We start from the raw sequence: 25,860 nt of genomic DNA on the forward strand, positions 1-25,860 counted from the left end.
TCGGGGGAAAACCGCATGCCGATACCGCGCGCCTCCGCGCGGCCGTCGAGGGCGCCGTCGCACGGTCTGCATACACTGGCCGGCCGACACAGAGTTTCGGCCGGTCCCGGCAGGAAGCAGAGACGACAGGTGACAGAAGCGATCCTCCTGGTCGGCGGCAAAGGCACCCGGCTGCGCCCGCTCACGGTCCACACGCCCAAGCCGATGGTCCCGGCGGCGGGCGTGCCGTTCCTGACACACCAGCTGGCCAGAGCCAGAGCGGCGGGCGTGGACCACATCGTCCTCGCGACGAGCTACCTGGCGGAGGTCTTCGAACCGTACTTCGGCGACGGCGCGGCACTCGGCCTGCACATCGAGTACGTCACCGAGGAGGAACCGCTCGGCACGGGCGGCGCGATCCGCAACGTGGCGTCCCGGCTGCACTCCGGCCCCGACGACCCGGTGCTGATCTTCAACGGCGACATCCTGACCGGGCTCGACATCCGCGCCCTCGTGGCCACGCACGAGTCGACGGCCGCCGATGTCTCCCTCCACCTCACGAAGGTGACGGACCCGCGCGCGTACGGGCTGGTCCCCACCGACGGGACCGGCCGGGTCCTGGCGTTCCTGGAGAAGCCGCAGACGCCGGAGGAGATCGTCACCGACCAGATCAACGCGGGGGCGTACGTCTTCCGCCGCTCGGTCATCGACACGATCCCGCAGGGCCGTCCGGTGTCGGTGGAACGGGAGACCTTCCCGCAGCTGCTGGCGGCCGGCGCCCATCTCCAGGGCATGGTCGACTCGACCTACTGGCTGGACCTCGGCACGCCCGCGGCCTTCGTCCGCGGCTCCGCCGACCTCGTGCTGGGCCGTGCCCCGTCCCCCGCCGTCCCCGGCCGCTGCGGCGACCGCCTGATCCTGCCCACGGCACGGGTGGCGGCGGACGCCAAGCTGACCGGCGGCACGGTGGTGGGCGAGGGCGCGTTCGTGGCGCAGGGCGCGCGGGTCTTCGGCTCGACGATCCTCCCGGGCGCCGTCATCGAGACCGGCGCGGTCATCACCGACTCCCTCATCGGCAACCGCGCCCGCGTCGGCGAACGCGCGGTCCTCACGGGCACGGTCATCGGCGACGGCGCGGTCATCGGCGCCGACAACGAACTCAAGGAGGGCGCGCGGGTGTGGTGCGACGCCCGGATCCCGGCGGGGGCGGTGCGGTTCTCCTCGGACCAGTAGCCGTACGTCTGCGGGCGCGTGGGGGCTGGTCGCGCAGTTCCTCCCCCCAGCCTTCGGCCGGGGGGACCCCCAGCGCCCCTATACGGGGCGCTGTACTCGCCGCAGCTACGTAGCTGCGGGCAGGCGTGCCGCAGGGCGGCACGGGTGGGCGCAGCGGCACCCTGCCAGCGCCGGTAAGCGACACCCCCCACCCCAGCCACCCGCACTTCACAACCGCCCGATGTCCCCGCGAGGCATCTTCGGCGCCCGCCGTGCCGGCGTCTGCCCGCTCAGCAGAATCAACCGAGCCGCCCGATGCCGCTGCCCCGCATACGGCTCCAGCAACCGCAGCATCGCCGCGTCATCGGCATACCGGTCCCCGGCCAGCACCCACCCCACGATCCCCGGCAGATGCAGGTCCCCGACCGTCACCGCGTCCGCCGCCCCATGACTGCGCTGCACGGTCTCCGCGGACGTCCACGGCCCGATCCCCGGCACCACCTCCAGCCGTGCCTGGGCGGCCTCCGGCGTCATCCCCACCGCCTGCTCCAGCCGCGCGGCGACCCGCACCGCCCGCAGGATCGTGGAGGCCCGCTTGTCGTCGACGCCGGCCTTGTGCCACTCCCAGGAGGGAATCAAGGACCAGGTCCGCGGCGCCGGCATCACCCACATCGGCCGCTCGCCCACCCCCGCGGGCCCGGGCGCCCGCTCCCCGAACTTCCGCACCAGCGACCGCCAGGCCCGGTACGCCTCGTCGGTGGTGACCTTCTGCTCCAGGACCGACGGGATCAGCGACTCCAGCACCAGCCCGGTCCGCGTCAGCCGCAACCCCGGCCGCCGGTGCCGGGCGGCCGCCACGACCCGGTGCCGGGGTACGAAGAGCGAAGGATCGTCGGCCGAGCCGAGCAGTTCCGGCAGCCGTTCCAGCAGCCACTCGGCCCCCGGCCCCCAGGCCTCCCCGCGCACCTCACCGCCGTACCCGGCGACCCGCAGCGTCCCCGGCCCGGCCGGCGTCAGGCTGGCCCGCCACACCGACCCGTCCCGGGTGGCCCGGAACGTCGGATCCCCGGGCCCACGCCGCAGCGGCCCCAGCACCAGCCCCAGATCAAGAGCCCCGCCCGGCTTCCACACCCGTACCCGCCCCGGCGCGACCGCCTGCTTCGGCACACCGGCAGGCACGACAACCTGCCCACCCCGCACAGTCACACGCGTGGGCCGAGGAGCAAACCGACCAGCCATTCAAAGAATCCTAGGCCTCAAGCGCCCCGTCTTTTTGGGGGCGCGGGGCTGTGTCCGATATGCGGCTACCGCCGCGTGGGCGCGATCAGCCACACTCCACCCGCACTCGCCCACTCACAACACCCCCACCCCCACAGGCGCAAGCAACTCACCGCACCTCGATAAAGTCCCCGACCTCCCGCACCGGCCGCTCCCGCGGAGCCTCCGCGGCCTTCCCCACCGCGACCGCCCCCATCGGCTCCCACTCGGCCGGAAGCGCGAGCGCATCCCGCACGACATCCCGGCAGAACATCGTCGACGACACCCACGCCGACCCCAACTGCTCCCCGGCCAGCGCCACCAGCAGGTTCTGCACCCCGGCCCCCGCCGCGACCACGAACATCTCCCGCTCGGCGGCGTCCCGCCGCGGATCCCCGTACGTGTGGGACCCGTCCATCACCAGGCAGGGCACGACCAGATACGGCGCGTTGCGCAGCACGTCCCCCCGCCGTACCCGCTTCGCGATGGACTCCTCCGACTTGCCGTCCTTCCTCAGGTCGGCGATCCAGGCGTCCCGCATCGCGTCCAGCAACCGGACGCGCGCCTCCTCCGACTCCAGCAGCACGAACCGCCACGGCGTCGTGTGATGCGGCGCCGGCGCCGTCACGGCCGCGGCGACCGCCCGCCGTACCGCCCCGGGGTCGACGGGATCGTCGGTGAACGCCCGCACCGTGCGCCGTAGCGTCACCGCTTCCCGGACCGCCTCGGACGTGCCGAGCCGGAACATGTCGCTGTCCGCGTCCCGGACCAGCGCGCGTGCGCTCCCGCCCGGGTCCCCGTCCTCGGCGACGATGTGCCCGAGGCCGCGCACCACGGCCACCGGCATCCCCGTGGCCTTGCCCTTCACCAGGTCACCGGCGGCGGCCAGCTCGTCGGCCGTGGCGACGACCGTCGCGACCAGCGGATTGCCGTACGCGTCCACGCCCCCGCGCAGATCGTCCAGCACCTGCACCCCGGCGGCGCCGATGGTGACGTCCGTGAGCCCCGAGCGCCAGGGTCGCCCGAAGGTGTCGGTGACGACGACCCCGACGTTGACGCCGAGGGCGTCCCGCAGCCCCGCGCGGATCGCGCGCGCGGACGCGTCGGGGTCCTCCGGCAGCAACAGCACGGTCCCGGAGGGGGTGTTGGAGGCGTCCACCCCGGCCGCCGCCATGACCAGACCCTGCCGGTTCTCCACGATCCGCAAGGTCCCGCGCCGGGCCACCACCCGCACGGTCTCCGCGTCGATGGCGGCCTCCCGGTCGGTCGCCTCGACGATCCGCCCCTCCGCCTTGGACACGATCTTGGAGGTGACGATCACCACGTCCCCGTCGGCAAGACCCGGCTCGGCCGCGGCGATCAGCTTCGCCAGGTCGTCGCCCTGCTGGACCTCGGGGATCCCGGGCAGCGCCCACACCCGGTACCCGGGCACCGCGTCGGTCCCCCCGGTCGTCGCGTCGGTCATACCCCGCGCACCTCCTCGGCCAGCGCCAGCGCCTCCCGCGCCATCTGCGCGGCCGCGTCCAGGTCGGTCATCATCAGCGGTACGGCCCGGCAGCGGATGCCGGCCGTCTCGATCCGCGCCACGCTGTCCGCGTCCACGGTGTCGACGAGCCAGCCGTCCAGCAGTCCGGAGCCGTAGTGCTCGGCGACCGCCGCGGCCGTCGACTCCACGCCGACCGCCGCGAGCACCTTGTCGGCCATTCCGCGCACCGGCGCGTCCCCGACGATGGGGGAGAGGCCCACCACCGGCACCCCGGCGCCCGCGATCGCCTCCCGGACGCCGGGCACCGCGAGGATCGTGCCGACGGAGACCACCGGGTTGGATGGCGGGAAGAGGATCACGTCCGCCTCGGCGATGGCCTCCAGGACGCCGGGCGCCGGCTTGGACTGCTCGGCGCCGACCGGCACGACCGCGTGGGCGGGCACGGACGCCCGCAGCCGTACCCAGTACTCCTGGAAGTGCACGGCCCTGCGCTCGCCGTCGACCTCGACGGCCACATGGGTCTCGACCCGGTCGTCGGTCATCGGGATCAGCCTGACGCCCGGCTTCCAGCGGTCGCACAGCGCCTCGGTCACCGCGCTCAGCGGGTATCCGGCTCCCAGCATCTGGGTGCGCACGATGTGCGTCGCGAAGTCCCGGTCGCCGAGCCCGAACCAGTCCGGGCCCACCCCGTAGGCGGCGAGTTCCTCCTTGAGGTGGAAGGTCTCCTCGGCCCGCCCCCAGCCCTGCTCCTCGTTGATGCCGCCACCGAGCGTGTACATCACCGTGTCGAGGTCCGGGCAGACCTTCAGCCCGAAGAGGTGGATGTCGTCCCCGGTGTTGCCGATGACGGTCACGTCGGCGTCCGGCACGGCCTGCTTCAGACCGCGCAGGAACCGGGCACCGCCGATACCGCCTGCCAGAACCACAATGCGCATGCGCCAAGTCTTGCAGGCGGGTCCGACAACGCGTCACGCAGTCACGGGACGCGCCTCGCAGCTCTGCGTGGTGTACATGGGCATGTCGGTCAGGCCCGGGTAGTAGACGTGCAGGCTCACCGCCGGCTCCAGCGCGTCGTTCACCACCTCGTGCACGTACCCCGGCGCGAACACCCGCTGCGCGCCGGCGCCCAACGCGCGCGTGCCCCGCTCGGTGCGCTCGGTCAGGGTGCCCTCCAGGACGGTCAGCACGCCGGAGGAGCGGCCGTGGTCGTGGAGTCCGCTGCCCTGTCCGGGCACCCAGGACAGCAGCCAGACCTCGTAGCCGGGACCGGTGCGCAGCCGGTGGTACCAGCGGCTGGTCGCGTCGTACTCGACGAGGTGCTCCCACTGCGCGCGGTCCGCGGCGATCGCCCGGGCGAGGCCGACGAACTCGGCCACGGTCACCGGGTGCTCGCGCGGGGGCTGCAGCAGGTGCGGGACTTCGAGGATGTCGCCGGCGATCTGGAGGTCGTTGTCGCTGTTCATGGGGGTGCGTGGTTCCTCAGTGAAGAAGGTCAGAGGGGAACGAAATGCGAAAACCGAGTCCGGGGGACTCGGTCTGCAGCTGGAGCGGCCGGGGTGTGGCTACGGCTCAACAGCTGGAACAGCAACAGCTACAGCGAGCACGGGCAGCACCGTGGGACCCGGCGGTGCGGGTCGAGGTGAGCGCCAAGTTCGCGAGCATGCCCACAAGCACATCGGTTCACACCTCGCGTGTCAACTCGACGCCCGGTATGTGGGACATGTTTCACCTCATCCGGTTCACCTGGCTGCCGAAAGGTTTGTTCATCAACCACCCGGGACACATGGCGCACAACCGGGCGCGCGAGCCACCTCGGAACGCGATCGAACATCTGGGCGTCCTTCTTCGTACAGCCTCTGTATGGGGTCGGGGGCCCTCATGGGTCTCGTCTGCATGTCAAGGTTTATGGCGATTTGAACACTTTCCGCTCGGCCTTGGTTCCGCAGAGTGAATAACGGGCCCAATAGCAGATCTCGGCTTGACTCGCCCGGAGCAGCACACTTGTAATTTCACTCGTGTCGTTCAGCCGAAATCGGTAACGGCCAGGCACGGGGACGCGAAAGACAGACGAGGGGCGCACATGACCGAGCTGGTGCAGCAACTGCTGGTCGACGACGCGGACGAGGAACTCGGCTGGCAGGAGCGCGCGCTGTGCGCCCAGACCGACCCCGAGTCCTTCTTCCCCGAGAAGGGCGGCTCCACCAGAGAGGCCAAGAAGGTCTGCCTCGCCTGCGAGGTGCGCTCCGAGTGCCTCGAGTACGCCCTCGCCAACGACGAACGGTTCGGCATCTGGGGCGGACTGTCCGAGCGGGAGCGCCGCCGGCTCAAGAAGGCCGCCGTCTGAAGCGGGCGCGTGAAGCGGGCGTCCACACAACGCACACATCTGATCTGCGCTAACGGCCCGTCGCCGGTGGGTTATCCACAGGCGGCGGGCCGTCGACATGCCCAGCCGATAGTGTGGTCGCTCGTCCGAGACGCCTCGCCGCCACCAGCGGGCGCAGGAGTCCACCGCAGTCCATCGAACCGGGGCCCGTACCTCGATGTCCGTGCACAGCCACACGGCAGCCCAAGACACCGCTGCCACACCAGAGTTTCCGCGTCATGTGGTGACCGCGGTCCTCGTCTCCCACGACGGCGCCCGCTGGCTGCCCGACGCGCTCGCCGGGCTGCTCGGCCAGGAGCGCCCCGTCCAGTACGCGGTGGCGGCCGACACCGGCAGCGCCGACGACTCCGCGCGGCTGCTCACCGAGTCCCTCGGCGACGGCAACGTGCTGCACCTCGCCCGCCGCACCGGCTTCGGCCAGGCCGTCGAGGAGGTCAGCCGCACCGCGCCCGTCCTCACCCCGGACGAGCTGCCGTACCTGAAGCGGCCCAGCGGCTGGGACCCCGTGACGCGCCAGTGGCGCGACGAGGCGTACGACATGCCGGAACTGCCCTACGGCGAGCCCGTCCAGTGGCTCTGGCTGCTGCACGACGACTGCGCCCCGGAACCCGACGCCCTGGCCCAGCTGCTGCGGGTCGTGGACAACGAGATGGAGCTGGGCCGCGACGACGTGGCGATCGTCGGCCCCAAGCTGCGCGGCTGGTACGACCGCAGGCAGCTCCTCGAGGTCGGCGTCACCATCGCCAACTCCGGCCGCCGCTGGACCGGCCTGGACCGCCGCGAGCAGGACCAGGGCCAGCACGACCACGTGCGCCCCGTGCTGTCCGTCTCCACCGCAGGCATGCTGGTCCGCCGCGACGTCTTCGAGGAGCTCGGCGGCTTCGACCGCAGGCTGCCCCTGATGCGCGACGACGTCGACCTGTGCTGGCGCGCGCACAACGCCGGCCACCGCGTCCTGGTCGCCCCCGAGGCGCTCGTACGGCACGCCGAGGCCGCCTCCCGCGAGCGCCGCGCCGTCGACTGCGCCGGCCGCACCGCCACCTCCCCGCACAAGGTCGACAAGGCCGGCGCGATCTACACCCTGCTGGTCAACGCCCGCACGGCCGCGCTGCCCTGGATCCTGTTCCGCCTGGTCCTCGGCACCCTGCTGCGCACGGTCGCCTACCTCGTCGGCAAGGTCCCCGGACAGGCCCTCGACGAGATCCGCGGTCTGCTCGGCACCCTGCTGCGGCCCGAGCGGATCATCGCCGGACGGCGCAGGCGCGGCCCCTCCCAGCTCGACAAGGGCGAGCTGCGCCCGCTGTTCCCGCCGCCCGGCGCCACCGTCCGGGCCACCGTCGAACAGGTCGCCGGCAACTTCTTCGGCGGCGACGACGAGATCTCCGCGGCCGGCCGGCACGGCGGCGCGGTCGAGTCCGGCCCCGGCGGCGACGACGCCGACTTCCTGGAGATCGAGCAGTTCGCCCGCCTCAAGCGCATCGCCCGCAAGCCGGGCCCGGTGCTCTTCCTGGTGCTGCTGCTGTTCGCGCTGGTCGCCTGCCGCGCCCTGCTCGGCACCGGCGCGCTCGCGGGCGGCGCCCTGCTGCCTGCCCCGGGCACCTCCGGCGAGCTGTGGTCCCGCTACCTGGACGCCTGGCACGCGGTCGGCGCCGGCGGCACCCCGTCCGCCCCGCCGTATCTCGCGATCGTCGCCTCGTTCGCCTCCCTGCTGTTCGGCTCGACCGGGCTCGCGGTCACCGTGCTGCTGGTCTGCTCGGTGCCGCTCGCCGGATTCACCGCCTACTTCGCCTCCCGGCCGCTGGTCACCTCGCGCCTGCTGCGCGCCTGGGCGGCCATCGCCTACGCCTTCCTGCCCGCCGCCACCGGCGCCCTCGCCGGCGGCCGCATCGGCACCGCCGTCCTGGCCATCCTGCTGCCGCTGATCGCCCGCGCGGGCGTCGCGGCCGGCGGCCTCGCGAACTCCTCCGGCGCGCGCGGCAGTTGGCGCGCCACCTGGGCGTACGCGCTGCTGCTGACCATCACCACCGCGTTCACGCCGATCGTCTGGCCGATCGCCCTGGTCCTCGGCGTCGCCGTGCTGGCCATCCGCCGCACCGACCTGGTCGCCTCCGGCCTGCGGCTGCTGGTCCAGCTCGGCACCCCGCTGCTGGTCCTCGCGCCCTGGTCGCTGACCCTGCTGCCGTCCGGCTTCTTCAAGGAGGCCGGACTGGAGTACGGCGCCTCGGCCGCCTCCGCCCTGGACCTGCTCGGCGCCAGCCCGGGCGGCCCCGGCACGGTGGACGGGCTGATGCTGATCGGCGTCGTCCTGGCCGCGCTGGCCGCCCTGCTGCGCTCCGAGCGCCAGTCGGCGGTCCGCACCGCCTGGGTGGTCGCCCTGATCGGCCTGGTCTTCGCGGTGCTCTCCAACGGCTCCACCTGGGCGGGCCCCGCGACCCTCGTCTACGGCATCGCGATCCTGTCCGCCGCAGCGCTCGGCGCCGACGGGGCACGCGCGCGGGTCGCCGAGCAGAGCTTCGGCTGGCGCCAGCCGGTCGCCGCCCTGATCGCCTTCGCCTCCGCCGCGGGCCCGCTGCTGCTCGCCGCCGGCTGGATGATCGCGGGCGCCGACGGCCCGGTCGAGCGCCGGGACCCCACCCAGGTGCCCGCGTTCGTGGCCGAGGACAGCGGCACCACCGACCAGGTCCGCACCCTCGTCCTCGACAGCGACAGCACCGCCCACGTGGACTACATGCTGGTGCGCGGCTCCGGCGCCCGCATGGGAGACGCCGAGGCCGCCGCGGCCGACGGCGAGAACGCCCAGCTCGACAAGGTCGTCGCCAACCTGGTCGCCGGCTCCGGCGCCGACCAGGCCGACCAGCTCGGCGGGTTCGCGGTGCGCTACGTGCTCGTCCACAAGGGCGCACCCCGTGACGTCACGCGCGTGCTGGACGCCACGCCCGGCCTGAGCCGGCTCAGCCAGCAGGACGGCGGCGCCCTGTGGCGCGTCGACCAGCAGGTCTCCCGCGCGACCATCGTCTCCGCCAACGGCTCCGGCACGCCCGTCTCCGTCGCCGCCGGACCCGTCGACATCCACACCACCGTCCCGTCCGGCGCCGACGGCCGGATCCTGCGCCTGGCCGACTCGGCCGCGGCCGGCTGGACCGCCACCCTGGACGGCAAGCCGCTCACCCGCACCACCGTGGACGGCTGGGCCCAGGGCTTCGCGCTGCCCTCCTCCGGCGGGAAGCTCGACGTCACCTACGACACCCCGGTCGCCCACATCGCCTGGCTGTGGGCGCAGGGCGCGCTCGCCGTCGTCCTGGTCGTCCTCGCCCTGCCGGGCCGCCGCCGCGACGTCGACGACGACCTCCCCGAGGAGCAGCCGATCCCCGCCCAGGCCGTCGAGGGCGAGGGCCGCCGCGCCCGCCGCCTGCGCGCCCAGGCGGAGGCCGAGGAGGAGACGGCTCCGGACGACGGCACCGACTTCCCGGTGCCCGTTCCGGACGCCGAGGGGGACCAGCCCCCGGTCGCGGTCCCGCACCAGCAGTCGTACGACGAGTGGGACCCGGCGTCGTACCCGGCGGCCGACGGATACAACGCCGCCTACGCGGCCGAGTACCAGGACCCGGGCACCGGCCAGTACCAGACCGGCGGCTACGACCAGCAGACGTACGACCCCTACCAGACCGGCCAGTACGACCCGTACGCCTACGGCGGGCAGCAGGGGCAGCCGCAGTACGACCCGACGTACCAGCAGGGCTACGACCCCGCCTATGACCCGGCCGCCCAGCAGCACCACGGCACCGGCGGCGAGCACCACGACGGGAGCCAGCAGCAGTGAACCGCACCACCCTGTCCCTGTTCGCCGGTACGGCCGCCCTCGCGGCGGTCACCGGGTTCGCCGCGCTCGACCAGCCGGCCGCGACCCCCGCGCACACCGCCGAGGCGGCCGCCCAGCTGCCCGTGGAGCGCACCACGCTGCTGTGCCCGGCGCCCAGCCTGTCCGACATCGCCGACACCTCGTACACGTCGTTCACGCCCGTCACCAAGGGCGCCGCGAGCGACGGCAAGGCCGCGCTGCAGGCGGCCACCGAGCAGTCCGCGGACGGGACGGGCGGCGGCAAGAAGAAGGCCGCCAAGCCGGTCCTCACCCCGAAGGCGCCCGGCACCCCGGTCACCGGTGACACCTCCGGCGCCGACGGGCCCGCCTACGTCGGCACCGCCGAGGGCAAGTACGCGTCCGGCTGGACCGTCCAGGAGACCACCGAGGTCGCCGCGGGCACCGGACGCGGCCTCCAGGGGGTCAACTGCACGCCGGCCGACACCGACTTCTGGTTCCCCGGCGCCAGCACCGCCGCGAGCCGCACCGACTACGTGCACCTCACCAACCCCGACGACAGCGCCGCCGTCGTCGACATCGAGCTGTACGGCAAGGACGGCCAGCTCAAGTCCACGGTGGGGGAGGGCATCACGGTCCCGCCGAACGCCAGCGAGCCGGTCCTGCTGTCCACGCTCTCCGACGAGCGGCAGACCGACCTGACCGTGCACGTGAACGTGCGCAGCGGCCGGGTCGGGGCGAGCGTGCAGGCCCTGGACGACAAGACCGGCGGCGACTGGCTGGCCGCCGCCGCCGACCCGGCGGGCAGCCTGGTGCTGCCCGGCATCCCCAAGGACGCCACGGACGTGCGGCTGATCGCCTTCACCCCCGGCGACAACGACGCGGACCTTAAGGTGCGCCTCGCCTCCCCGGACGGCACCATCACCCCGGCCGGCAACGAGACGCTGCACGTGAAGTCGGGCATGACCACCGCGGCCGACCTCGGTGACGTCACGCGCGGCGAGGCGGGCTCGCTGATCCTCACGCCCACCGACCAGTCCGTGCCGGTGGTCGCCGCCCTGCGCGTCACCCGCGGCAAGCCCGGCAAGCAGGAGACGGCGTACATCCCGGCGACCGCGCCGATCGGCACGCGCGCGACGTCCGCCGACAACAGCGGCAAGGGCACCACCCTCTCCCTGACCGCCCCCACCGGCACCGCACAGGTCAAGGTCACGGCGTCGGCGGGCAGCGAGGGCGGCACGGCGGTGTCCAAGACGTTCACGATCAAGTCCGGCACCACCCAGGACATCGCCGCCCCGGTCCCGTCCGGCCTCAAGGGCACCTACGCCCTGACCGTGGAACCGCTCTCCGGCGCCCCGGTCTACGGCGCCCGCACCCTGGCGGCCACCGAGGAGGGCGTTCCGGGCTTCACGATCCAGACCCTCCCGGACGACCGGGGCACGGTGGCCGTACCGGAGGCGGACCAGGACGTGTCGGTGCTGCAGAAGTGATGCGGGGCGGGGGCGCCGGGTGCTCAGTCCTCGCCGTACCGGGGATCCACCGTCTCCGGGGTGAGTCCGAGCAGCTCGGCGACCTGCTCCACCACGACCTCGTGCACCAGCGCGGCCCGCTCGTCGCGTCCCTTGGTGCGGATCTCGACCGGCCGCCGGTAGACGACCACCCGCGCCCGCCGTCCCTCGCGCGCGGGAATGATGCCGCCCAGCGGCACCGCCTCGTCGCTCCAGCTCTCCCCGTGCCGGTCCTGGAGCCGGGGCACTTCGAGGACCAGGAAATCGATGTCGGCGAGCTGCGGCCAGCGCCGCTCCAGCCGCTCCACGGAGTCCTGCACCAGGTCCGCGAACACGTCGGCGCGGCTCGCGGCCAGCGGCACCTGAGGAGGCGCGATCGGCCCGCGCATTCCCCGACCGTGGCGATCGCGTCGACGAGGCCCGGGGTCGGCGGCACGGGGCGGTACACGGTTCTCCATCACTGGTGAAGCGTAGTCCTCGCGGGCTCCCGCCGTGCCGCTCCGCGCGCCAACACCCCCCGGAGCGACATGTCGCAGGATGACCATTCCAGCCAAGGTTGGGCTCGTTTCCGTATCCCTACGAGACCGACGAACTCAAGGCAATTGACGGTGTTTGTACCGAGTCATGACCGGATGCGGTGCCGCCCGAGATCCCGAACGGCACCGTCCACCCAGGTCAGCGAGGCGTGTCCGGAGGGGTGTGTGGGGCGTCTCACAACACGACACGGTGGAGTGACCTGGGGGAGAGTCGTCGCGGCCCGCTCAAGAGTGCGGTACCGTCCAACGTCGTGAGCCCTGTACGTCGCTGTTCGCGAACCGCCTGCGGCCGACCCGCCGTCGCGACGCTGACGTACGTCTACGCCGACTCGACCGCGGTCCTCGGCCCGCTCGCCACCTACGCCGAACCCCACTGCTACGACCTGTGCGCCGAGCACTCCGAGCGCCTCACCGCCCCGCGCGGCTGGGAGGTCGTCCGGCTCCTCGACGGCTCCGCGCCCGCGCGGCCGAGCGGGGACGACCTGGAGGCGCTCGCGAACGCGGTGCGCGAGGCGGCCCGCCCGCAGGAGCGCGCGGCCCAGGCGGGCGGCGGCGGACGCGGCGCGGACCCGATGGAGGTCGCGCGGCGCGGCCATCTGCGGGTGCTGCGGTCACCGGACAACTGACGTCCCCTCGGAACAGTCGGCACCCCTGTGGGTGGCGAATCGTTCCTTCTCTTGCGATCCCCCTCTGCTCGCGTTCCGTTCAGTGACGCACGCCCATTGACGTGTGCTTGTCACGGACACGACCATTCCGGGTAACCGTCGGCGGGAAATCGCTTTCCGCATGTCGGAATCCGGGGAGGCGCCCGTGTACGTCCAGGAACTGGAACCCGTCGCCGGCTCGCTCGGTCTGTCCGCCCTCGTCGCCGCCCTGCCGCTGCTGATCGTCCTGGTCCTGCTCGGCGGTGTCCGTACGAAAGCCCACCTGGCGGGCCTGTGCGGCCTTCTCGCGGCCGTACTCGTCGCGACGCTCGTCTACCGCATGCCCCTGGGCCAGACGCTCTCCAGCGCCACCCAGGGCGCCGCGTTCGGCCTGTTCCCGATCCTGTGGATCGTCGTCAACGCCCTGTGGGTGTACCGGATGACGGTCCGCACCCGGCACTTCGACGTGCTGCGTCGCTCGTTCGGGCGACTCTCCGACGACCCGCGCGTCCAGGCCCTGGTGATCGCCTTCTGCTTCGGCGCCCTCCTCGAAGCACTGGCCGGATTCGGCGCCCCGGTCGCGATCTGCTCGGTCATGCTCGTCGCCCTCGGCTTCGACCCGGTCCGCGCGGCCGTGGTCTCCCTGGTCGCCAACACGGCCCCGGTCGCCTTCGGCGCGATGGGCACTCCCGTGGTGACACTCGCCCAGGTCACCGGGCTGCCGCTGGACTCGGTCGCCTCGGTGGTGGGCCGCCAGACGCCGCTGCTCGCCCTGGTGGTGCCGCTGGTGCTGGTCGGCCTGGTCGACGGCGCGCGCGGGCTGCGTGAGACGTGGGTCCCCGCCCTGGCGTGCGGAACCGCCTTCGCCGTCGCCCAGTTCGCCGCCTCCAACTACCTCTCCGCCCAACTCGCCGACATCTGCGCCGCCCTGGCCGGCACGGCCGCCCTGCTCGCCGTACCGCACGCGCGCGTGCCCGCGACGGAGGAGGTCCGCGCGGCCGTGCTCACCGGCGCCCGCAGCGCGGACCTCGACGAACCCGACCCGCGCCCCGAAGTCCTGCGCGCCTACGCCCCGTACGCCCTCATCGTCGTGATCTTCTCCGTCGCCCAGATCCCCGCCGTCAAGGACTGGCTGGCGCGGGCCACCCAGGTCTACGACTGGCCCTTCCTGGACGTCGTCAACCCGAAGGGCGAACCGGTCGGCGGAAACCTCTTCACCTGGCCGGTCGTCTCCACGGGCGGCACGCTCGTCCTGTTCGCCGGCGTGGCCACGGCGGCCGTGCTGCGGGTGCACGCGCGCGTGGCGGTCACGGAGTGGGCGGCGACGGTACGGGAGTTGAGGTTCGCGATCCTCACCGTGACGTCCGTCCTCGCGCTCGCCTACGTCATGAACCTCTCCGGACAGGCGGCCACCATCGGCCACTTCGTGGCGGCGGCCGGCGCGGGTCTGGCCTTCCTCTCCCCGGTCCTCGGCTGGTTCGGCGTCGCCGTCTCCGGCTCCGACACCTCGGCCAACGCCCTCTTCGGAGCCCTCCAGGTGAGCGCCGCGCACGAGTCGGGCCTCTCACCGGAACTCCTCGCGGCCGCCAACAGCTCCGGCGGCGTCCTCGGCAAGATGATCTCCCCGCAGAACCTCACGATCGCCTGCGCCGCCGTCGGCCTCGCCGGCCGCGAGGGCGACCTGCTGCGCAAGGTACTGCCGTGGAGCCTCGGCCTGCTCCTGGTGATGTGCCTGATCGTGGTGGGACAGAGTTCGCCGGTGCTGGGGTGGATGCTGCCGTGAGGGTGAGGGTGAGGCTGGGGGCGAGGGGCACGGGGCGGGCCTCGGGAGGGCCGGTCTTGTCCGGTCGCGGCAAGTCGTGGCTGGTCCTGGCCGGCTGCGCCTGATCGCGACGGCGCGCATCGGGGTGGCTTGCTGTGCCTTGGGGCGGCTCGGGGCGGCTCGAAGCGCGTCGAGACGGCTCGGAGTGCGTCGGGCAGCGGTCCGGAACGCGCCGGGTTGCGTCGCTGGTTCTGGCTGATCGTGTGCGATCGCGTCTGAATCGCGGTGGCGCGCGTATGGGCGCCACCGGGCGGCTCGGCGTGTGTCGGGCAGCATCGGAGTGAGTCGGGCAGCGCCGGAGCGAGTCGGGCTGTGCCATCGGTTCGCCTCGGACCGCATCGATTGCGTTGGGCCGCATCGACCGTGTTGGACCGCATCGGACTGAATCGGGCGGACGGCGGACCGAATGGAGCGGACACCGGACCGTGCAGGGCAGGTTTCGGACCGAGCCGGACCGGTGTCGGATCGTCGCGGATCACGGGGGGATGTCCTCGGGAAGTCGGTCCGGAGTCCGCCGGGGGATCCGCGTCCGGCCCTTACCCGGGCCAGGTAGTTTGGGGCGACCGATGGGAATTCAGGAGGGTTGGCCCGTGGCTGCTGATCTGTCGCAGATCGTGAAGGCGTACGACGTGCGCGGGGTGGTCCCGGACCAGTGGGACGAGGGGCTCGCCGAACTGTTCGGCGCCGCGTTCGTCCAGGTGACCGGCGCCGCCGCGATCGTCGTCGGCCATGACATGCGACCCTCCTCGCCCGGTCTGACCCGCGCCTTCGCGCGCGGCGCGGCGGCGCGCGGCGTCGACGTCACCGAGATCGGCCTGTGCTCGACCGACCAGCTGTACTACGCCTCGGGCGCCCTCGGCCTGCCCGGCGCGATGTTCACGGCCTCGCACAACCCGGCGCAGTACAACGGCATCAAGATGTGCCGCGCGAGCGCCGCGCCGGTGGGCCAGGACACGGGCCTGGCGGAGATCCGGGAGCTGGCGGAGCGCTGGTCGCAGGAGGGCGCCCCCGAACCGGCCGCCACGCCGGGAACGATCACCACCCGCGACACGTTGACGGACTACGCGGCCTATCTGCGCTCCCTCGTGGACCTCGCCTCCATCCGCCCCCTGAAGGTCGTGGTCGACGCGGGCAACGGCATGGGCGGCCACACGGTCCCGACGGTCTTCGAGGGCCTGCCCCTGACCCTGGTCCCGATGTACTTCGAGCTGGACGGCACCTTCCCGAACCACGAGGCCAACCCGCTCGACCCCGCCAACATCGTCGACCTTCAGCGGCGCGTCCGCGAGGAGTCCGCCGACCTCGGCCTGGCCTTCGACGGCGACGCGGACCGCTGCTTCGTCGTGGACGAGCGCGGCGAGCCGGTCTCCCCGTCGGCGATCACCGCCCTCGTCGCCGCGCGCGAACTGGCGAAGAACGGGGGCAAGGGCACGGTCATCCACAACCTGATCACGTCCTGGACCGTCCCCGAGGTGGTCCGGGAGAACGGCGGCACCCCGGTCCGCACCCGGGTCGGCCACTCCTTCATCAAGGCCGAGATGGCGAAGTCCGGCGCGATCTTCGGCGGCGAGCACTCGGCCCACTACTACTTCAAGGACTTCTGGAACGCCGACACGGGCATGCTGGCCGCCCTGCACGTCCTCGCGGCCCTCGGCGGCCAGACGGCACCCCTGTCGTCGCTCGTCGCCCAGTACGACCGCTACACCGGCTCCGGCGAGATCAACTCCACGGTCGCCGACCAGCGGGCCAGCCTCGCGGAGATCCGCGCGGTCTACGGAGACCGCGACGACCTCACCCTGGACGACCTCGACGGCCTCACCGTCACCGCCGCCGACTGGTGGTTCAACGTCCGCCCCTCCAACACCGAACCGCTGCTCCGCCTGAACGCGGAGGCGAGGGACGAGGCGACGATGACGAAGGTGCGGGACGAGGTACTGGCGATCATCAGGGGCTGAGCCCCCTGGGCGGTCGCTCCGGCGGACGGTCACCCGTCACCCGTGGCCAGCCCAACCCACCCCACCGGCGGTAACCTGACCGCACGCGAACATCCCGCCCCCGAAGGGAAACCCCATGCCGCTCGAAGCCGGCCTCCTGGAGATCCTCGCCTGCCCGGCCTGCCACGCCCCCCTCAAGGAGCAGGAGGCCGAGCTGATCTGCACCGGTCAGGACTGCGGCCTGGCGTACCCCGTCCGTGACGGCATCCCCGTCCTCCTCGTCGACGAGGCCCGCCGCCCGGCGTAAGCAGCACAGCAGCAATTCCCACAACCGCACCACACCAGGACAAGGACCTCGGCAACCGGAGGCCGCTCCCATGCTCGACGAATCGCTGCTCGACGCCCCGGAGGGCCTCGCCGAGGCCGACCGCCGAGGTCTGCTGCGCGGTGCGGCCGAGGCCGGCGCCCGCGTCCGTACGGCCGCCCGGCACGCCACCGAGGCCGGTGTCCAGGAGCTGAAGCCTGACGGCCGCCCGCGCGCCGTCCTGATCGCGGGCCCCGGAGTCGCCGCCACCCACGCCGCCGACCTCCTCGGCACGCTGGCCGGCCCCGGCAGCCCCGTCACCCGCCTGGCCCCCACCGGCGTCGCCCCGGCCGCCGGCGCCCTGCGCTGGGAGCTCCCGGGCTGGGCAGGATCCGTCGACCTGCTGCTGATCGCCACCCCGGACGGCACCGAACCCAGCCTCTCCCTCCTCGCCGACCAGGCCTACCGGCGCGGCTGCTCGGTCGCCGCCGTCGCCCCCGCCGGCACCCCGCTCGCCGAGGCGGTGGCCGGCGCCCACGGCCTGTTCATGCCGATGGCGACAGCACCGTACGACCACGGCGAACCCCTCGCCGGCTCCTCCCCGGGCGTCCTGTGGGCACTGCTCACCCCACTGCTCGCGCTCCTCGACCGCATCGGCCTGCTCACCGCCCCGCCGGAGTCCCTGGAGAAGGTCGCCGACCGCCTCGACCACATCGCCGAGCGCTGCGGCCCGGCCATCGTGACCTACAGCAACCCCGCCAAGACCCTCGCCTCGGAACTCGCCGACGCGCTCCCCGTGGTCTGGACGGAGGGCGAATCCGCCGGCCCCGCGGGCCGCCGTTTCGCCGCGGCCCTCGCCGAACTGGCCGGCCGCCCCGCCCTGGTCGCGGAACTCCCCGAGGCCCTGGCGGCCCACACCGCCCTGCTCGCGGGTCCGCTCGCCGCCAGCGCCGACCCCGACGACTTCTTCCGCGACCGCGTGGAGGAGGCGCCCGCGCTGCACGCGCGCGTGGTGCTGCTCCGCGACCGGCCCATCGGCGGACTCACCGCCGCGCCCGCCGCCCGCGACCTCGCCCTCGGCCACGACACCCCGATCAGCGAACTGGAGCCCGAGGCGGGCGACGAGCTGGAGACCCTGGCGGAACTGATCGCCGTCACCGATTTCGCCGCCGTTTACCTCACGCTCGCTTCCGGGGCCTGAGGTGGACACCGACACCGGGCCCGCCGTACGAAGGACGGCCTGAGGGCCGTACCAGGGCGGACCGGTGGCGGAACACAAGGTGAACACGATCGCCGCGCGACGCCGCACGACGTGACTCGCCGCCGTACCGCGCCTTACGCAGACAGAACCGGCAGAGCGCAGAGAGAAGTCATGGACCGCCTCGACAACACCATCCGCCCCTACGCCTGGGGTTCCCCGACCGCCATCCCGAAGCTGCTCGGGGTCGAGCCGAGCGGCGAGCCGCAGGCGGAGATGTGGATGGGCGCGCACCCGGGCGCCCCCTCGCGCACCGAGCGCGGCACGCTCGTCGACATCATCGACGCGAACCCGAAGGCCGAGCTGGGCGAGGCGGCCGTGGCCAGGTTCGGCCCGCGCCTGCCCTTCCTGCTCAAGATCCTCGCCGCCGGCGCCCCGCTCTCCCTCCAGGTCCACCCCGACCTGGAGCAGGCCAGGGAGGGTTACGAGGACGAGGAGCGGCGCGGCATCCCGGTGGACGCCCCGCACCGCAACTACAAGGACGCCAACCACAAGCCCGAACTGATCTGCGCGCTCACCGAGTTCGACGGACTGTGCGGCTTCCGCGCTCCGGAGCAGGCGGCCGAACTCCTCGACGGCCTCGGCGTCGACTCCCTCAAGCCGTACGTCGACCTGCTGCGCGCCCACCCCGAGGAAGCGGCCCTGCGCGAGGTCCTCACCGCGATCCTCACCGCCGACCGCGAGGAGATGGCCCACACGGTCGCCGAGTCGACGGCCGCCTGCACCCGCCTCGGCGGCGACTACCTGCCGTACGCCGACATCGCGCACCACTACCCGGGCGACCCCGGTGTGATCGCCGCGATGCTCCTGAATTACGTCCGGCTGCAGCCCGGCGAGGCTCTCTTCCTCGGCGCCGGCATCCCGCACGCCTACCTCAACGGCCTCGGCGTCGAGATCATGGCCAACTCCGACAACGTCCTGCGCTGCGGCCTGACCCCCAAGCACGTCGACGTCCCCGAACTCCTGCGCATCGTCCGCTTCGAGGCGGCCGACGCCGGTGTGCTGCGCCCCGAGGCGGCCCCGGACGGCGAGGAGGTCTACGAGACGCCGATCGACGAGTTCCGGCTCTCCCGGTACGTCCTGCCCGAGGGCACCACCGCCCACGACCTGACCCTGCCCACCCCGCAGATCCTGCTCTGCACGGCCGGCACGGTCCGCACGGGCGAGTACGACCTCGCCCCCGGGCAGTCGGTGTTCGTTCCCGCGGGCGAGAAGGCCGAGGTGTCGGGCGCGGGCACGGTCTTCCGTGCCACGGTGATCATCTGAGGGGCCCGCGTCCCTCCCGGGACAGGGCTGCAAGAATGGCCCACCGGCAAAGCACGGGCAAAGACGAGAGCCGGCGAAGACGAGTACGAGAAGGGACAACGCGAACACATGAGCGCGTCAGGCGGCACCAAGGCGATCGTGGCGGCACTCGGCGCCAACCTCGCGATCGCGGTATCGAAGTTCGTGGCGTTCGCGTTCAGCGGCTCCTCGTCGATGCTCGCCGAGGGCGTCCACTCGCTCGCCGACTCCGGCAACCAGTTCCTGCTGCTCATCGGCGGCAAGAAGGCCCAGCGCGAGGCGACCCCGCAACACCCCTTCGGCTACGGCCGCGAGCGGTACATCTACGCCTTCCTCGTCTCGATCGTCCTCTTCTCGGTCGGCGGCATGTTCGCCATCTACGAGGGCTACGAGAAGATCAGCCACCCGCACGAGGTGGAGCACTGGTACTGGCCGGTGGGCGTCCTCGTCTTCGCCATAATCGCCGAGGGCTTCTCCTTCCGCACGGCCATCAAGGAGTCCAACGAACTGCGGGGCAAGCTGTCCTGGTCCCAGTTCATCCGCCGCGCCAAGGCCCCCGAGCTGCCCGTCGTCCTCCTGGAGGACTTCGGCGCGCTCATCGGCCTCGTCCTCGCCCTCTTCGGCGTCGGTCTCGCCCTGCTCACCGGCGACGGCGTCTGGGACGGCATCGGCACGGTCTGCATCGGCGTGCTGCTCGTCCTGATCGCCCTGGTCCTCGCCGCCGAGACCAAGTCCCTCCTCCTCGGCGAGGCCGCCGGCGTCGAGGAGGTCAAGAAGATCGAGGCCGCGATCGTCGACGGCGACACGGTCACCGGCATCATCCACATGCGCACCCTCCACCTCGGCCCCGAGGAACTCCTGATCGCCGCCAAGATCGCCGTCCAGCACGACGACACGGCCGCCGAGGTCGCGAAGGCCATCAACGCCGCCGAGGCCCGCATCCGCGAGGCCGTCCCCATCGCCCGCGTGATCTACCTCGAACCCGACATCTACAGCGAGGCCGAGGCCGCCAAGGGCCCCGACCCGAAGGCCACCCCGGGCGGCCCCACCCCGCATCCGGCCGGCCACTGATCCCTGGCCGACAGCACGGGCCCGCTTCCCCACTCGGGGAGGCGGGCCCGCACTCTTCCGCGCCGTCCCCACCCCTCGAACGGCGTGAACTGTTCGGAGGCGGACTGGGGGCCGCCCGCTCCTCCGGTGTAGCTTGGGACGGAGCCAGACGTCGCTGCTGATGGCGGTCGGGCGGTCCCACACGGACCGGCCGAGGGAGAGAGGGCCTCCGACGGACTGCGCTGCGCGCACGCGGGCATGCCTGTGTCCTCTTCTCGGGCACCCTGTGTCCGCCGCCGCGCAGACCAGCCGTACCCACCCTCGTCCCAACCCCGAGGAGCAGTTCGCAATGACGACTGTCGACAACCGACAGGACTTCAAGGTCGCCGACCTCTCCCTGGCCGAGTTCGGCCGCAAGGAGATCACCCTCGCCGAGCACGAGATGCCCGGCCTGATGTCGATCCGCAAGGAGTACGCCGCCGCGCAGCCGCTGGCCGGCGCCCGCGTCACCGGCTCCCTGCACATGACCGTGCAGACCGCCGTCCTGATCGAGACCCTGGTCGCCCTGGGCGCGCAGGTCCGCTGGGCGTCCTGCAACATCTTCTCCACCCAGGACCACGCGGCCGCCGCCATCGCCGTCGGCCCGAACGGCACGGTGGACAACCCGCAGGGTGTCCCGGTCTTCGCCTGGAAGGGCGAGACCCTGGAGGAGTACTGGTGGTGCACCGAGCAGGCGCTGACCTGGCCGGACAGCCCCACCGGCGGCCCCAACATGATCCTCGACGACGGCGGTGACGCCACCCTCCTCGTCCACAAGGGCGTCGAGTACGAGAAGGACGGCAAGGTCCCGTCCGTCGACACCGCCGAGTCCGACGAGCACCGCGTCATCCTCGAACTCCTGCACCGCACCATCACGGACGGCTCGCAGAAGTGGACCCAGCTGGCCTCCGAGATCCGCGGCGTCACCGAGGAGACCACGACCGGCGTCCACCGCCTGTACGAGATGCAGCGCGACGGCGTCCTCCTCTTCCCGGCGATCAACGTCAACGACGCCGTCACCAAGTCGAAGTTCGACAACAAGTACGGCTGCCGCCACTCCCTGATCGACGGCATCAACCGCGCCACCGACGTCCTGATCGGCGGCAAGACCGCCGTCGTCTGCGGCTACGGCGACGTGGGCAAGGGCTGCGCGGAGTCCCTGCGCGGCCAGGGCGCCCGGGTGATCATCACCGAGATCGACCCGATCTGCGCGCTCCAGGCGGCCATGGACGGCTACCAGGTCACGACCCTCGACGAGGTCATCGACAAGGCCGACATCTTCGTCACCACGACCGGCAACAAGGACATCATCATGGCCTCGGACATGGCCAAGATGAAGCACCAGGCCATCGTCGGCAACATCGGCCACTTCGACAACGAGATCGACATGGCCGGCCTCGCCAAGGTCCCCGGCGTCGTCAAGGACGAGGTCAAGCCGCAGGTCCACACCTGGACCTTCCCCGACGGCAAGGTGCTCATCGTCCTCTCCGAGGGCCGCCTGCTGAACCTGGGCAACGCCACCGGCCACCCGTCGTTCGTGATGTCCAACTCCTTCGCGGACCAGACGCTGGCCCAGATCGAGCTGTTCACCAAGCCCGACGAGTACCCGGTCGGCGTCTACACGCTGCCCAAGCACCTCGACGAGAAGGTCGCCCGCCTGCACCTGGACTCGCTCGGCGTGAAGCTCACGACGCTGCGCCCCGAGCAGGCCTCGTACATCGGCGTGAAGGTCGAGGGTCCGTACAAGTCGGACCACTACCGCTACTGAGTCCGGTACCGAGTCCGAGCCCCGACCCCCGGGGAACGCGCCCGTGCACCGGACGCGCTCCCCGGAGGCAGGTCCTCCGGTCCACCGGGACAGGCCCCCGCACCCCCGTGCCGGGGGCCTGTCCCATTGGTCCGCCGACCACCCCTCCGGCCGTACGACCGGACCGGGCGCCGGACCCTTCCCCCGTCAAGCCCCAGGACCCCCATGCCCCGCGGCCGCTATTCGCTCCACGATCCGCACGATCACACCCCCCTCGGCGAAGAACACTTCCAGTGCGCCCCCGGCCCCTCCGGCTGGCGTTATGTCTCCCAAGTGACCACCCCCTCCGGTGACCAGACCGGTTCCGTCGATCTCGCCCTCGACGAACTCGGCCGCCCCATCCGCCTCGAACTCCACGCCGGGAGCTGGCAGGTGCGCGCCGCCGCCCTCGACGGCGTCACCTGGGTCCGCACGGACCCCACCGGCACTCAAGCCACCGAAGGCAATGTGCGCGCGCACGCCTTCACCGGCACGTCCCCCGCGTTCCTGATCGCCACCGCCCGCCTCCTGCGCCTCACCCCTTCCGCCGCCGCGACCCGCGTACGCCTCGTGGCCTTCACGGCCCCGGTCCTCGCCCCACGCACCGTGGACCAGTCCTGGGCCTTGCTGGAAAGAGAAACACACGCCACTGACAATGGCCCCCTGACCGTGGACAAATACCAGGTCACAGCCCTGGACACCGGTGAACAGCACACCGTGCACCTCGCCGGCGACGTGGTCCTGGCAGCGCCCGGGATCGAGCTGGAGGACCTGCAGTCGCCACCGTCCGTCTTCAACGACTGACCACTGACCACTGACCACTGACCACCGACCACGACTGACCACGCCGGACGCGCCGGAGGGCCGGACGGACCGGATGTGGTGGATGCGCTGGATGTGCCGGGTCGTGCTTACGCCGGCGGTACGAAACCGGTGGACGGCCGCTCGGTCGTCGGCGTCGGCGTCGGCGGAGGGACGGGTGCTGGGGCCGGAGCCTGCTCCACCGGCGGCGGATACATCGCAGTCGGCACTGGCGGTACGGGCTGATACGGGGTGGGAGGCGCAGGGGCCAGCGGCACCGGAGGGGCGTAGCCCTGGTGAGGAACCGGGGGAACGTAGCCCTGTCCGTATCCGTACGGAGCACCCGGCACCGGGGGGCCGTACCCATGGGGAGCAGTCGGCGCCGGCGGAGCGAACGTGCCGGGTGCCCCGGGGGCGGAAGAGGCGGCATGCTCGGCGAAGGCCCGCCGGGCCTCACGGGCCTGCCGCTCCTGCACCACCGCCGCCAGATACGCGGCCGGCGGAATGCCCTGCGGAGCCGGCGTCCCCGTCCGGTTCGCGAGATCGGTCGCGAGCCGCTCCGCCATCGCCCAGGAGACCTGCGGATCAAGCTGCTGCATCCGCGTCAGGTACTGCCGTACGGCCAGCCACAGCCCGTCCGGCACCGCCGACAGGTCCAGCTCACCGAATCGTCCGGCCAGCCAGGGCGGAGGCGGCGGAATGAAACGGGCCTGCCCGACGGGCACCCGCTCCCGCACGACCAGCGTCCCGGCGAACACGTCGCCCAGTCGCCGCCCACGCGCCGAGACCAGCGAGGAGATACAGGCGACGACCCCGAACGTCATCAGAATCTCGACCACACCGAGGGCACCACGCACCAGCGCGTGCCGGAAGCGGATCGGCCCGCCGTCGTCGCGTACGACGCGCAGTCCGCAGGCCATCTTCCCGAGCGAGCGCCCGTGGCTCAGTGTCTCCACCGCGATCGGCGCGCCCACCAGCAGCAACAGGAAGGTGGCGATCGACAGCGCGATCTGCGCGGCCTCATCGAGCGAAGCAGTGGCCGCCACCAGGCCGATCGTCACCCCGATGTACACGATCATGGCCACGATCAGGTCGAGCAGCACCGCCAGCGCCCTGCTGGGCACTTTCGCGGGACGCAGTTCGAGCGCCACCGCCTCGCCCGTCACCAGCTCACTCACGCCCGCCGCCTTCCCCTGGTCTGCCCTGTACGGAGCAAGTCTGCCAAGCTGAGGGCGCATCGTGCCGCAGTACGACAAGCTGACAGCTAAGACAGACAGTCGACGACCAGCCGAGGAGCAGGCAGACCCGATGGACCTCGACGTCTTCGTCTCCGCACACCGAGCCGAGTGGGACCGCCTCGACGCGCTCCTGCGCCGGCAGCGGCGCCTCAACGGAACCGAAGCCGACGAACTCGTCGCCCTCTACCAACGCACCGCCACCCATCTCTCCCTGATCCAGTCCAGCGCTCCCGATCCCCAGCTCGTCGGACGCCTCAGCCAGCTCGTGGCACGCGCGCGCAGTGCGGTGACCGGCACCCGCCGCGCCTCCTGGCGCGATGTCGCCCGCTTCCTCGGGCAGGGATTCCCGGCCGCCGTCTACCGCTCCCGTCACTGGTGGGTCCCCACCGCGCTCCTCTCGACCGCCATCGCGATCCTCCTGGGCTGGTGGATAGGCACGCATCCGGACGTGCAGGCGACCATCGCGGCCCCCAGCCAGCTCCGCGAGCTGACCCGGCCCGGCGGCGAGTACGAGACCTACTACTCGAGCCACCCCGCGGCTTCCTTCGCTGCCCAGGTGTGGACGAACAACGCCAGGGCCGCAGCGATGTGCCTGGTCCTGGGCGTCTTCCTCGGCCTCCCGGTCCTCTGGATCCTCTTCGAGAACATGCTCAACCTGGGCGTCGGCTTCGGCCTGATGTCCTCGGCCGGCCGTCTCGACACCTTCCTCGGCCTGGTCCTCCCGCACGGGCTGCTCGAACTCACCGCGGTCTACGTGGCCGCCGGCACCGGACTCCGTCTCGGCTGGACCCTGATAGACCCGGGCCCGCGCAGTCGTCGTGCGGCCCTGGCGGAGGAGGGGCGCGCAGCCGTGGGCATGGCGATCGGCCTGGCCCTGGTCCTGTTCGTCTCCGGTGCCATCGAAGGCTTCGTCACCCCGTCCGGCCTGCCCACCTGGGCTCGCATAGGCATCGGGGTGGCAGCGGAGCTGGCCTTCCTGGCGTACGTCTTCGTCCTCGGCGGACGGGCCGCGCGCGTCGGCGAGACGGGCGACCTGGAGGAGGCCGAGCGCAGTGCGTTCGTCCCAACGGCCGCCTGATGTGCGGAGACCTCCCGTGAGCTGCTAGTCTCCTCTTCGCCCCGGAAGACCCGTTGACACGGGTCGGGTGGGGAGGTAGATTCAAACAGTTGCCTAGAATTGGACAGGTTCAGGGCTGATCGTTAGAATCGATCTGCTTCATAACGGAGACTTCTCTCCGAACATCGAAGCCACTCCCGATTTACTCAGAAATGAGCGGCCGGTCAGAACGGCCAAGAACTTCTGATAAAGTCGGAATCGCCGAAAGGGAGCCGGAAGGCAACCGAAAAGGCAAAGGCCCTCCAACGGCCACCGGAAATGAATTCCGACCGGAAACGGAACGGAAAACGGATCTGGTAAGGTTGGAAACACCGAAGGGAAGCCCGGAGGAAAGCCCGAGAGGGTGAGTACAAAGGAAGCGACCGTTCCTTGAGAACTCAACAGCGTGCCAAAAGTCAACGCCAG

At 72.1% G+C, this 25,860-nt stretch carries 21 protein-coding genes; 14 read left to right on the forward strand and 7 right to left on the reverse strand.

Annotation, left to right across the window (positions count from 1 at the left end):
* Positions 1-129: 129 nt before the first annotated feature.
* Entirely contained in the window at positions 130-1,212 is a 1,083-nt protein-coding gene (locus ACIPSJ_RS31015) for an NDP-sugar synthase (RefSeq protein ID WP_359213061.1), read from the forward strand.
* A gap of 207 nt (positions 1,213-1,419) precedes the next feature.
* Here the strand turns inward: ACIPSJ_RS31015 and ACIPSJ_RS31020 are convergent, their stop codons facing one another.
* The 4 genes from ACIPSJ_RS31020 to ACIPSJ_RS31035 form a co-directional block, all read right to left on the reverse strand.
* Positions 1,420-2,430, reverse strand: a complete 1,011-nt coding sequence (locus tag ACIPSJ_RS31020) for a DNA-3-methyladenine glycosylase family protein (protein ID WP_401350933.1) — start codon at positions 2,428-2,430, stop codon at positions 1,420-1,422.
* Positions 2,431-2,578: 148 nt separating this feature from the next.
* Positions 2,579-3,913 carry a coenzyme F420-0:L-glutamate ligase gene (locus tag ACIPSJ_RS31025; protein ID WP_401350935.1) on the reverse strand — a complete coding sequence of 445 codons (1,335 nt, stop codon included), beginning with the start codon at positions 3,911-3,913 and terminating at the stop codon, positions 2,579-2,581.
* Positions 3,910-4,869, reverse strand: coding sequence for a 2-phospho-L-lactate transferase (gene cofD, locus ACIPSJ_RS31030; protein ID WP_359213070.1), 960 nt, complete (start codon positions 4,867-4,869; stop codon positions 3,910-3,912). The genes ACIPSJ_RS31025 and cofD overlap by 4 nt, the downstream gene beginning before the upstream one ends.
* A 33-nt stretch (positions 4,870-4,902) precedes the next feature.
* On the reverse strand, positions 4,903-5,397 hold the full coding sequence (locus ACIPSJ_RS31035) for a cysteine dioxygenase family protein (RefSeq protein ID WP_359213073.1): 495 nt from the start codon (positions 5,395-5,397) through the stop codon (positions 4,903-4,905).
* A 617-nt stretch (positions 5,398-6,014) separates the two neighbouring features.
* On the opposite strand from ACIPSJ_RS31035, the gene ACIPSJ_RS31040 reads away from it, so the two are divergent.
* The 3 genes from ACIPSJ_RS31040 to ACIPSJ_RS31050 all read left to right on the forward strand — a co-directional run bounded on the left by ACIPSJ_RS31040 (position 6,015) and on the right by ACIPSJ_RS31050 (position 11,624).
* Complete coding sequence (locus ACIPSJ_RS31040; protein WP_003975777.1) at positions 6,015-6,278, forward strand: WhiB family transcriptional regulator; 264 nt, start codon at positions 6,015-6,017, stop codon at positions 6,276-6,278.
* A gap of 196 nt (positions 6,279-6,474) precedes the next feature.
* Positions 6,475-10,137, forward strand: coding sequence for a glycosyltransferase (locus ACIPSJ_RS31045; RefSeq protein WP_401350937.1), 3,663 nt, complete (start codon positions 6,475-6,477; stop codon positions 10,135-10,137).
* Positions 10,134-11,624, forward strand: a complete 1,491-nt coding sequence (locus ACIPSJ_RS31050; protein WP_401350939.1) for a DUF5719 family protein — start codon at positions 10,134-10,136, stop codon at positions 11,622-11,624. The genes ACIPSJ_RS31045 and ACIPSJ_RS31050 overlap by 4 nt, the downstream gene beginning before the upstream one ends.
* A 23-nt stretch (positions 11,625-11,647) precedes the next feature.
* On the opposite strand, the gene ACIPSJ_RS31055 is transcribed toward ACIPSJ_RS31050, so the two are convergent.
* Positions 11,648-12,100 carry a metallopeptidase family protein gene (locus ACIPSJ_RS31055; RefSeq protein WP_355717486.1) on the reverse strand — a complete coding sequence of 151 codons (453 nt, stop codon included), beginning with the start codon at positions 12,098-12,100 and terminating at the stop codon, positions 11,648-11,650.
* 329 nt (positions 12,101-12,429) lie between these two features.
* Here ACIPSJ_RS31055 and ACIPSJ_RS31060 point away from each other — a divergent pair, with 329 nt between their 5' ends.
* The 9 genes from ACIPSJ_RS31060 to ACIPSJ_RS31100 all read left to right on the forward strand — a co-directional run bounded on the left by ACIPSJ_RS31060 (position 12,430) and on the right by ACIPSJ_RS31100 (position 23,103).
* Positions 12,430-12,804 carry a DUF3499 domain-containing protein gene (locus tag ACIPSJ_RS31060; protein ID WP_359213081.1) on the forward strand — a complete coding sequence of 125 codons (375 nt, stop codon included), beginning with the start codon at positions 12,430-12,432 and terminating at the stop codon, positions 12,802-12,804.
* A 184-nt stretch (positions 12,805-12,988) separates the two neighbouring features.
* The gene (locus tag ACIPSJ_RS31065; protein WP_401350991.1) at positions 12,989-14,605 is read left to right on the forward strand and encodes an L-lactate permease; all 1,617 of its coding nucleotides are present in this window, start codon (positions 12,989-12,991) and stop codon (positions 14,603-14,605) included.
* Positions 14,606-15,234: 629 nt separating this feature from the next.
* Complete coding sequence (locus ACIPSJ_RS31070) at positions 15,235-16,599, forward strand: phosphomannomutase/phosphoglucomutase (protein WP_359213084.1); 1,365 nt, start codon at positions 15,235-15,237, stop codon at positions 16,597-16,599.
* Between the two features lie 115 nt (positions 16,600-16,714).
* Positions 16,715-16,885 carry a Trm112 family protein gene (locus ACIPSJ_RS31075; protein WP_015659983.1) on the forward strand — a complete coding sequence of 57 codons (171 nt, stop codon included), beginning with the start codon at positions 16,715-16,717 and terminating at the stop codon, positions 16,883-16,885.
* A gap of 70 nt (positions 16,886-16,955) precedes the next feature.
* Positions 16,956-18,083 (forward strand): SIS domain-containing protein, encoded by a 1,128-nt coding sequence (locus ACIPSJ_RS31080; RefSeq protein WP_401350941.1) that lies wholly within the window; start codon positions 16,956-16,958, stop codon positions 18,081-18,083.
* A gap of 171 nt (positions 18,084-18,254) precedes the next feature.
* Positions 18,255-19,406 (forward strand): mannose-6-phosphate isomerase, class I, encoded by a 1,152-nt coding sequence (gene manA, locus ACIPSJ_RS31085; RefSeq protein WP_401350942.1) that lies wholly within the window; start codon positions 18,255-18,257, stop codon positions 19,404-19,406.
* A 108-nt stretch (positions 19,407-19,514) separates the two neighbouring features.
* Complete coding sequence (locus ACIPSJ_RS31090; protein WP_401350944.1) at positions 19,515-20,495, forward strand: cation diffusion facilitator family transporter; 981 nt, start codon at positions 19,515-19,517, stop codon at positions 20,493-20,495.
* 328 nt (positions 20,496-20,823) lie between these two features.
* Positions 20,824-22,281 (forward strand): adenosylhomocysteinase, encoded by a 1,458-nt coding sequence (ahcY, locus tag ACIPSJ_RS31095; protein ID WP_401350946.1) that lies wholly within the window; start codon positions 20,824-20,826, stop codon positions 22,279-22,281.
* Positions 22,282-22,485: 204 nt separating this feature from the next.
* Positions 22,486-23,103 (forward strand): hypothetical protein, encoded by a 618-nt coding sequence (locus ACIPSJ_RS31100; RefSeq protein WP_359213101.1) that lies wholly within the window; start codon positions 22,486-22,488, stop codon positions 23,101-23,103.
* Positions 23,104-23,210: 107 nt separating this feature from the next.
* Here ACIPSJ_RS31100 and ACIPSJ_RS31105 read toward each other — a convergent pair whose 3' ends face one another.
* Positions 23,211-24,278 (reverse strand): RDD family protein, encoded by a 1,068-nt coding sequence (locus tag ACIPSJ_RS31105; RefSeq protein WP_401350948.1) that lies wholly within the window; start codon positions 24,276-24,278, stop codon positions 23,211-23,213.
* Positions 24,279-24,408: 130 nt separating this feature from the next.
* Here ACIPSJ_RS31105 and ACIPSJ_RS31110 point away from each other — a divergent pair, with 130 nt between their 5' ends.
* Positions 24,409-25,416 (forward strand): stage II sporulation protein M, encoded by a 1,008-nt coding sequence (locus tag ACIPSJ_RS31110; RefSeq protein WP_401350950.1) that lies wholly within the window; start codon positions 24,409-24,411, stop codon positions 25,414-25,416.
* Positions 25,417-25,554: 138 nt separating this feature from the next.
* On the opposite strand, the gene ACIPSJ_RS31115 is transcribed toward ACIPSJ_RS31110, so the two are convergent.
* Positions 25,555-25,860, reverse strand: a 306-nt coding sequence (locus tag ACIPSJ_RS31115) for a hypothetical protein (RefSeq protein ID WP_359213107.1), incomplete at its 5' end; no start/stop codon positions are given.

This window comes from Streptomyces sp. NPDC090088 (genome assembly GCF_044747345.1).
GTDB lineage: Bacteria > Actinomycetota > Actinomycetes > Streptomycetales > Streptomycetaceae > Streptomyces.

Excerpts from the sequence above, each read along its gene's own strand:
- ACIPSJ_RS31020 (WP_401350933.1), bottom strand. The coding sequence starts at position 2,430 with ATGGCTGGTCGGTTTGCTCCTCGGCCCACGCGTGTGACTGTGCGGGGT.
- ACIPSJ_RS31025 (WP_401350935.1), bottom strand. The coding sequence starts at position 3,913 with ATGACCGACGCGACGACCGGGGGGACCGACGCGGTGCCCGGGTACCGG.
- cofD (WP_359213070.1), bottom strand. The coding sequence starts at position 4,869 with ATGCGCATTGTGGTTCTGGCAGGCGGTATCGGCGGTGCCCGGTTCCTG.
- ACIPSJ_RS31035 (WP_359213073.1), bottom strand. The coding sequence starts at position 5,397 with ATGAACAGCGACAACGACCTCCAGATCGCCGGCGACATCCTCGAAGTC.
- ACIPSJ_RS31040 (WP_003975777.1), top strand. The coding sequence starts at position 6,015 with ATGACCGAGCTGGTGCAGCAACTGCTGGTCGACGACGCGGACGAGGAA.
- ACIPSJ_RS31045 (WP_401350937.1), top strand. The coding sequence starts at position 6,475 with ATGTCCGTGCACAGCCACACGGCAGCCCAAGACACCGCTGCCACACCA.
- ACIPSJ_RS31055 (WP_355717486.1), bottom strand. The coding sequence starts at position 12,100 with ATGGAGAACCGTGTACCGCCCCGTGCCGCCGACCCCGGGCCTCGTCGA.
- ACIPSJ_RS31075 (WP_015659983.1), top strand. The coding sequence starts at position 16,715 with ATGCCGCTCGAAGCCGGCCTCCTGGAGATCCTCGCCTGCCCGGCCTGC.
- ACIPSJ_RS31080 (WP_401350941.1), top strand. The coding sequence starts at position 16,956 with ATGCTCGACGAATCGCTGCTCGACGCCCCGGAGGGCCTCGCCGAGGCC.
- manA (WP_401350942.1), top strand. The coding sequence starts at position 18,255 with ATGGACCGCCTCGACAACACCATCCGCCCCTACGCCTGGGGTTCCCCG.
- ACIPSJ_RS31090 (WP_401350944.1), top strand. The coding sequence starts at position 19,515 with ATGAGCGCGTCAGGCGGCACCAAGGCGATCGTGGCGGCACTCGGCGCC.
- ahcY (WP_401350946.1), top strand. The coding sequence starts at position 20,824 with ATGACGACTGTCGACAACCGACAGGACTTCAAGGTCGCCGACCTCTCC.
- ACIPSJ_RS31100 (WP_359213101.1), top strand. The coding sequence starts at position 22,486 with ATGCCCCGCGGCCGCTATTCGCTCCACGATCCGCACGATCACACCCCC.
- ACIPSJ_RS31110 (WP_401350950.1), top strand. The coding sequence starts at position 24,409 with ATGGACCTCGACGTCTTCGTCTCCGCACACCGAGCCGAGTGGGACCGC.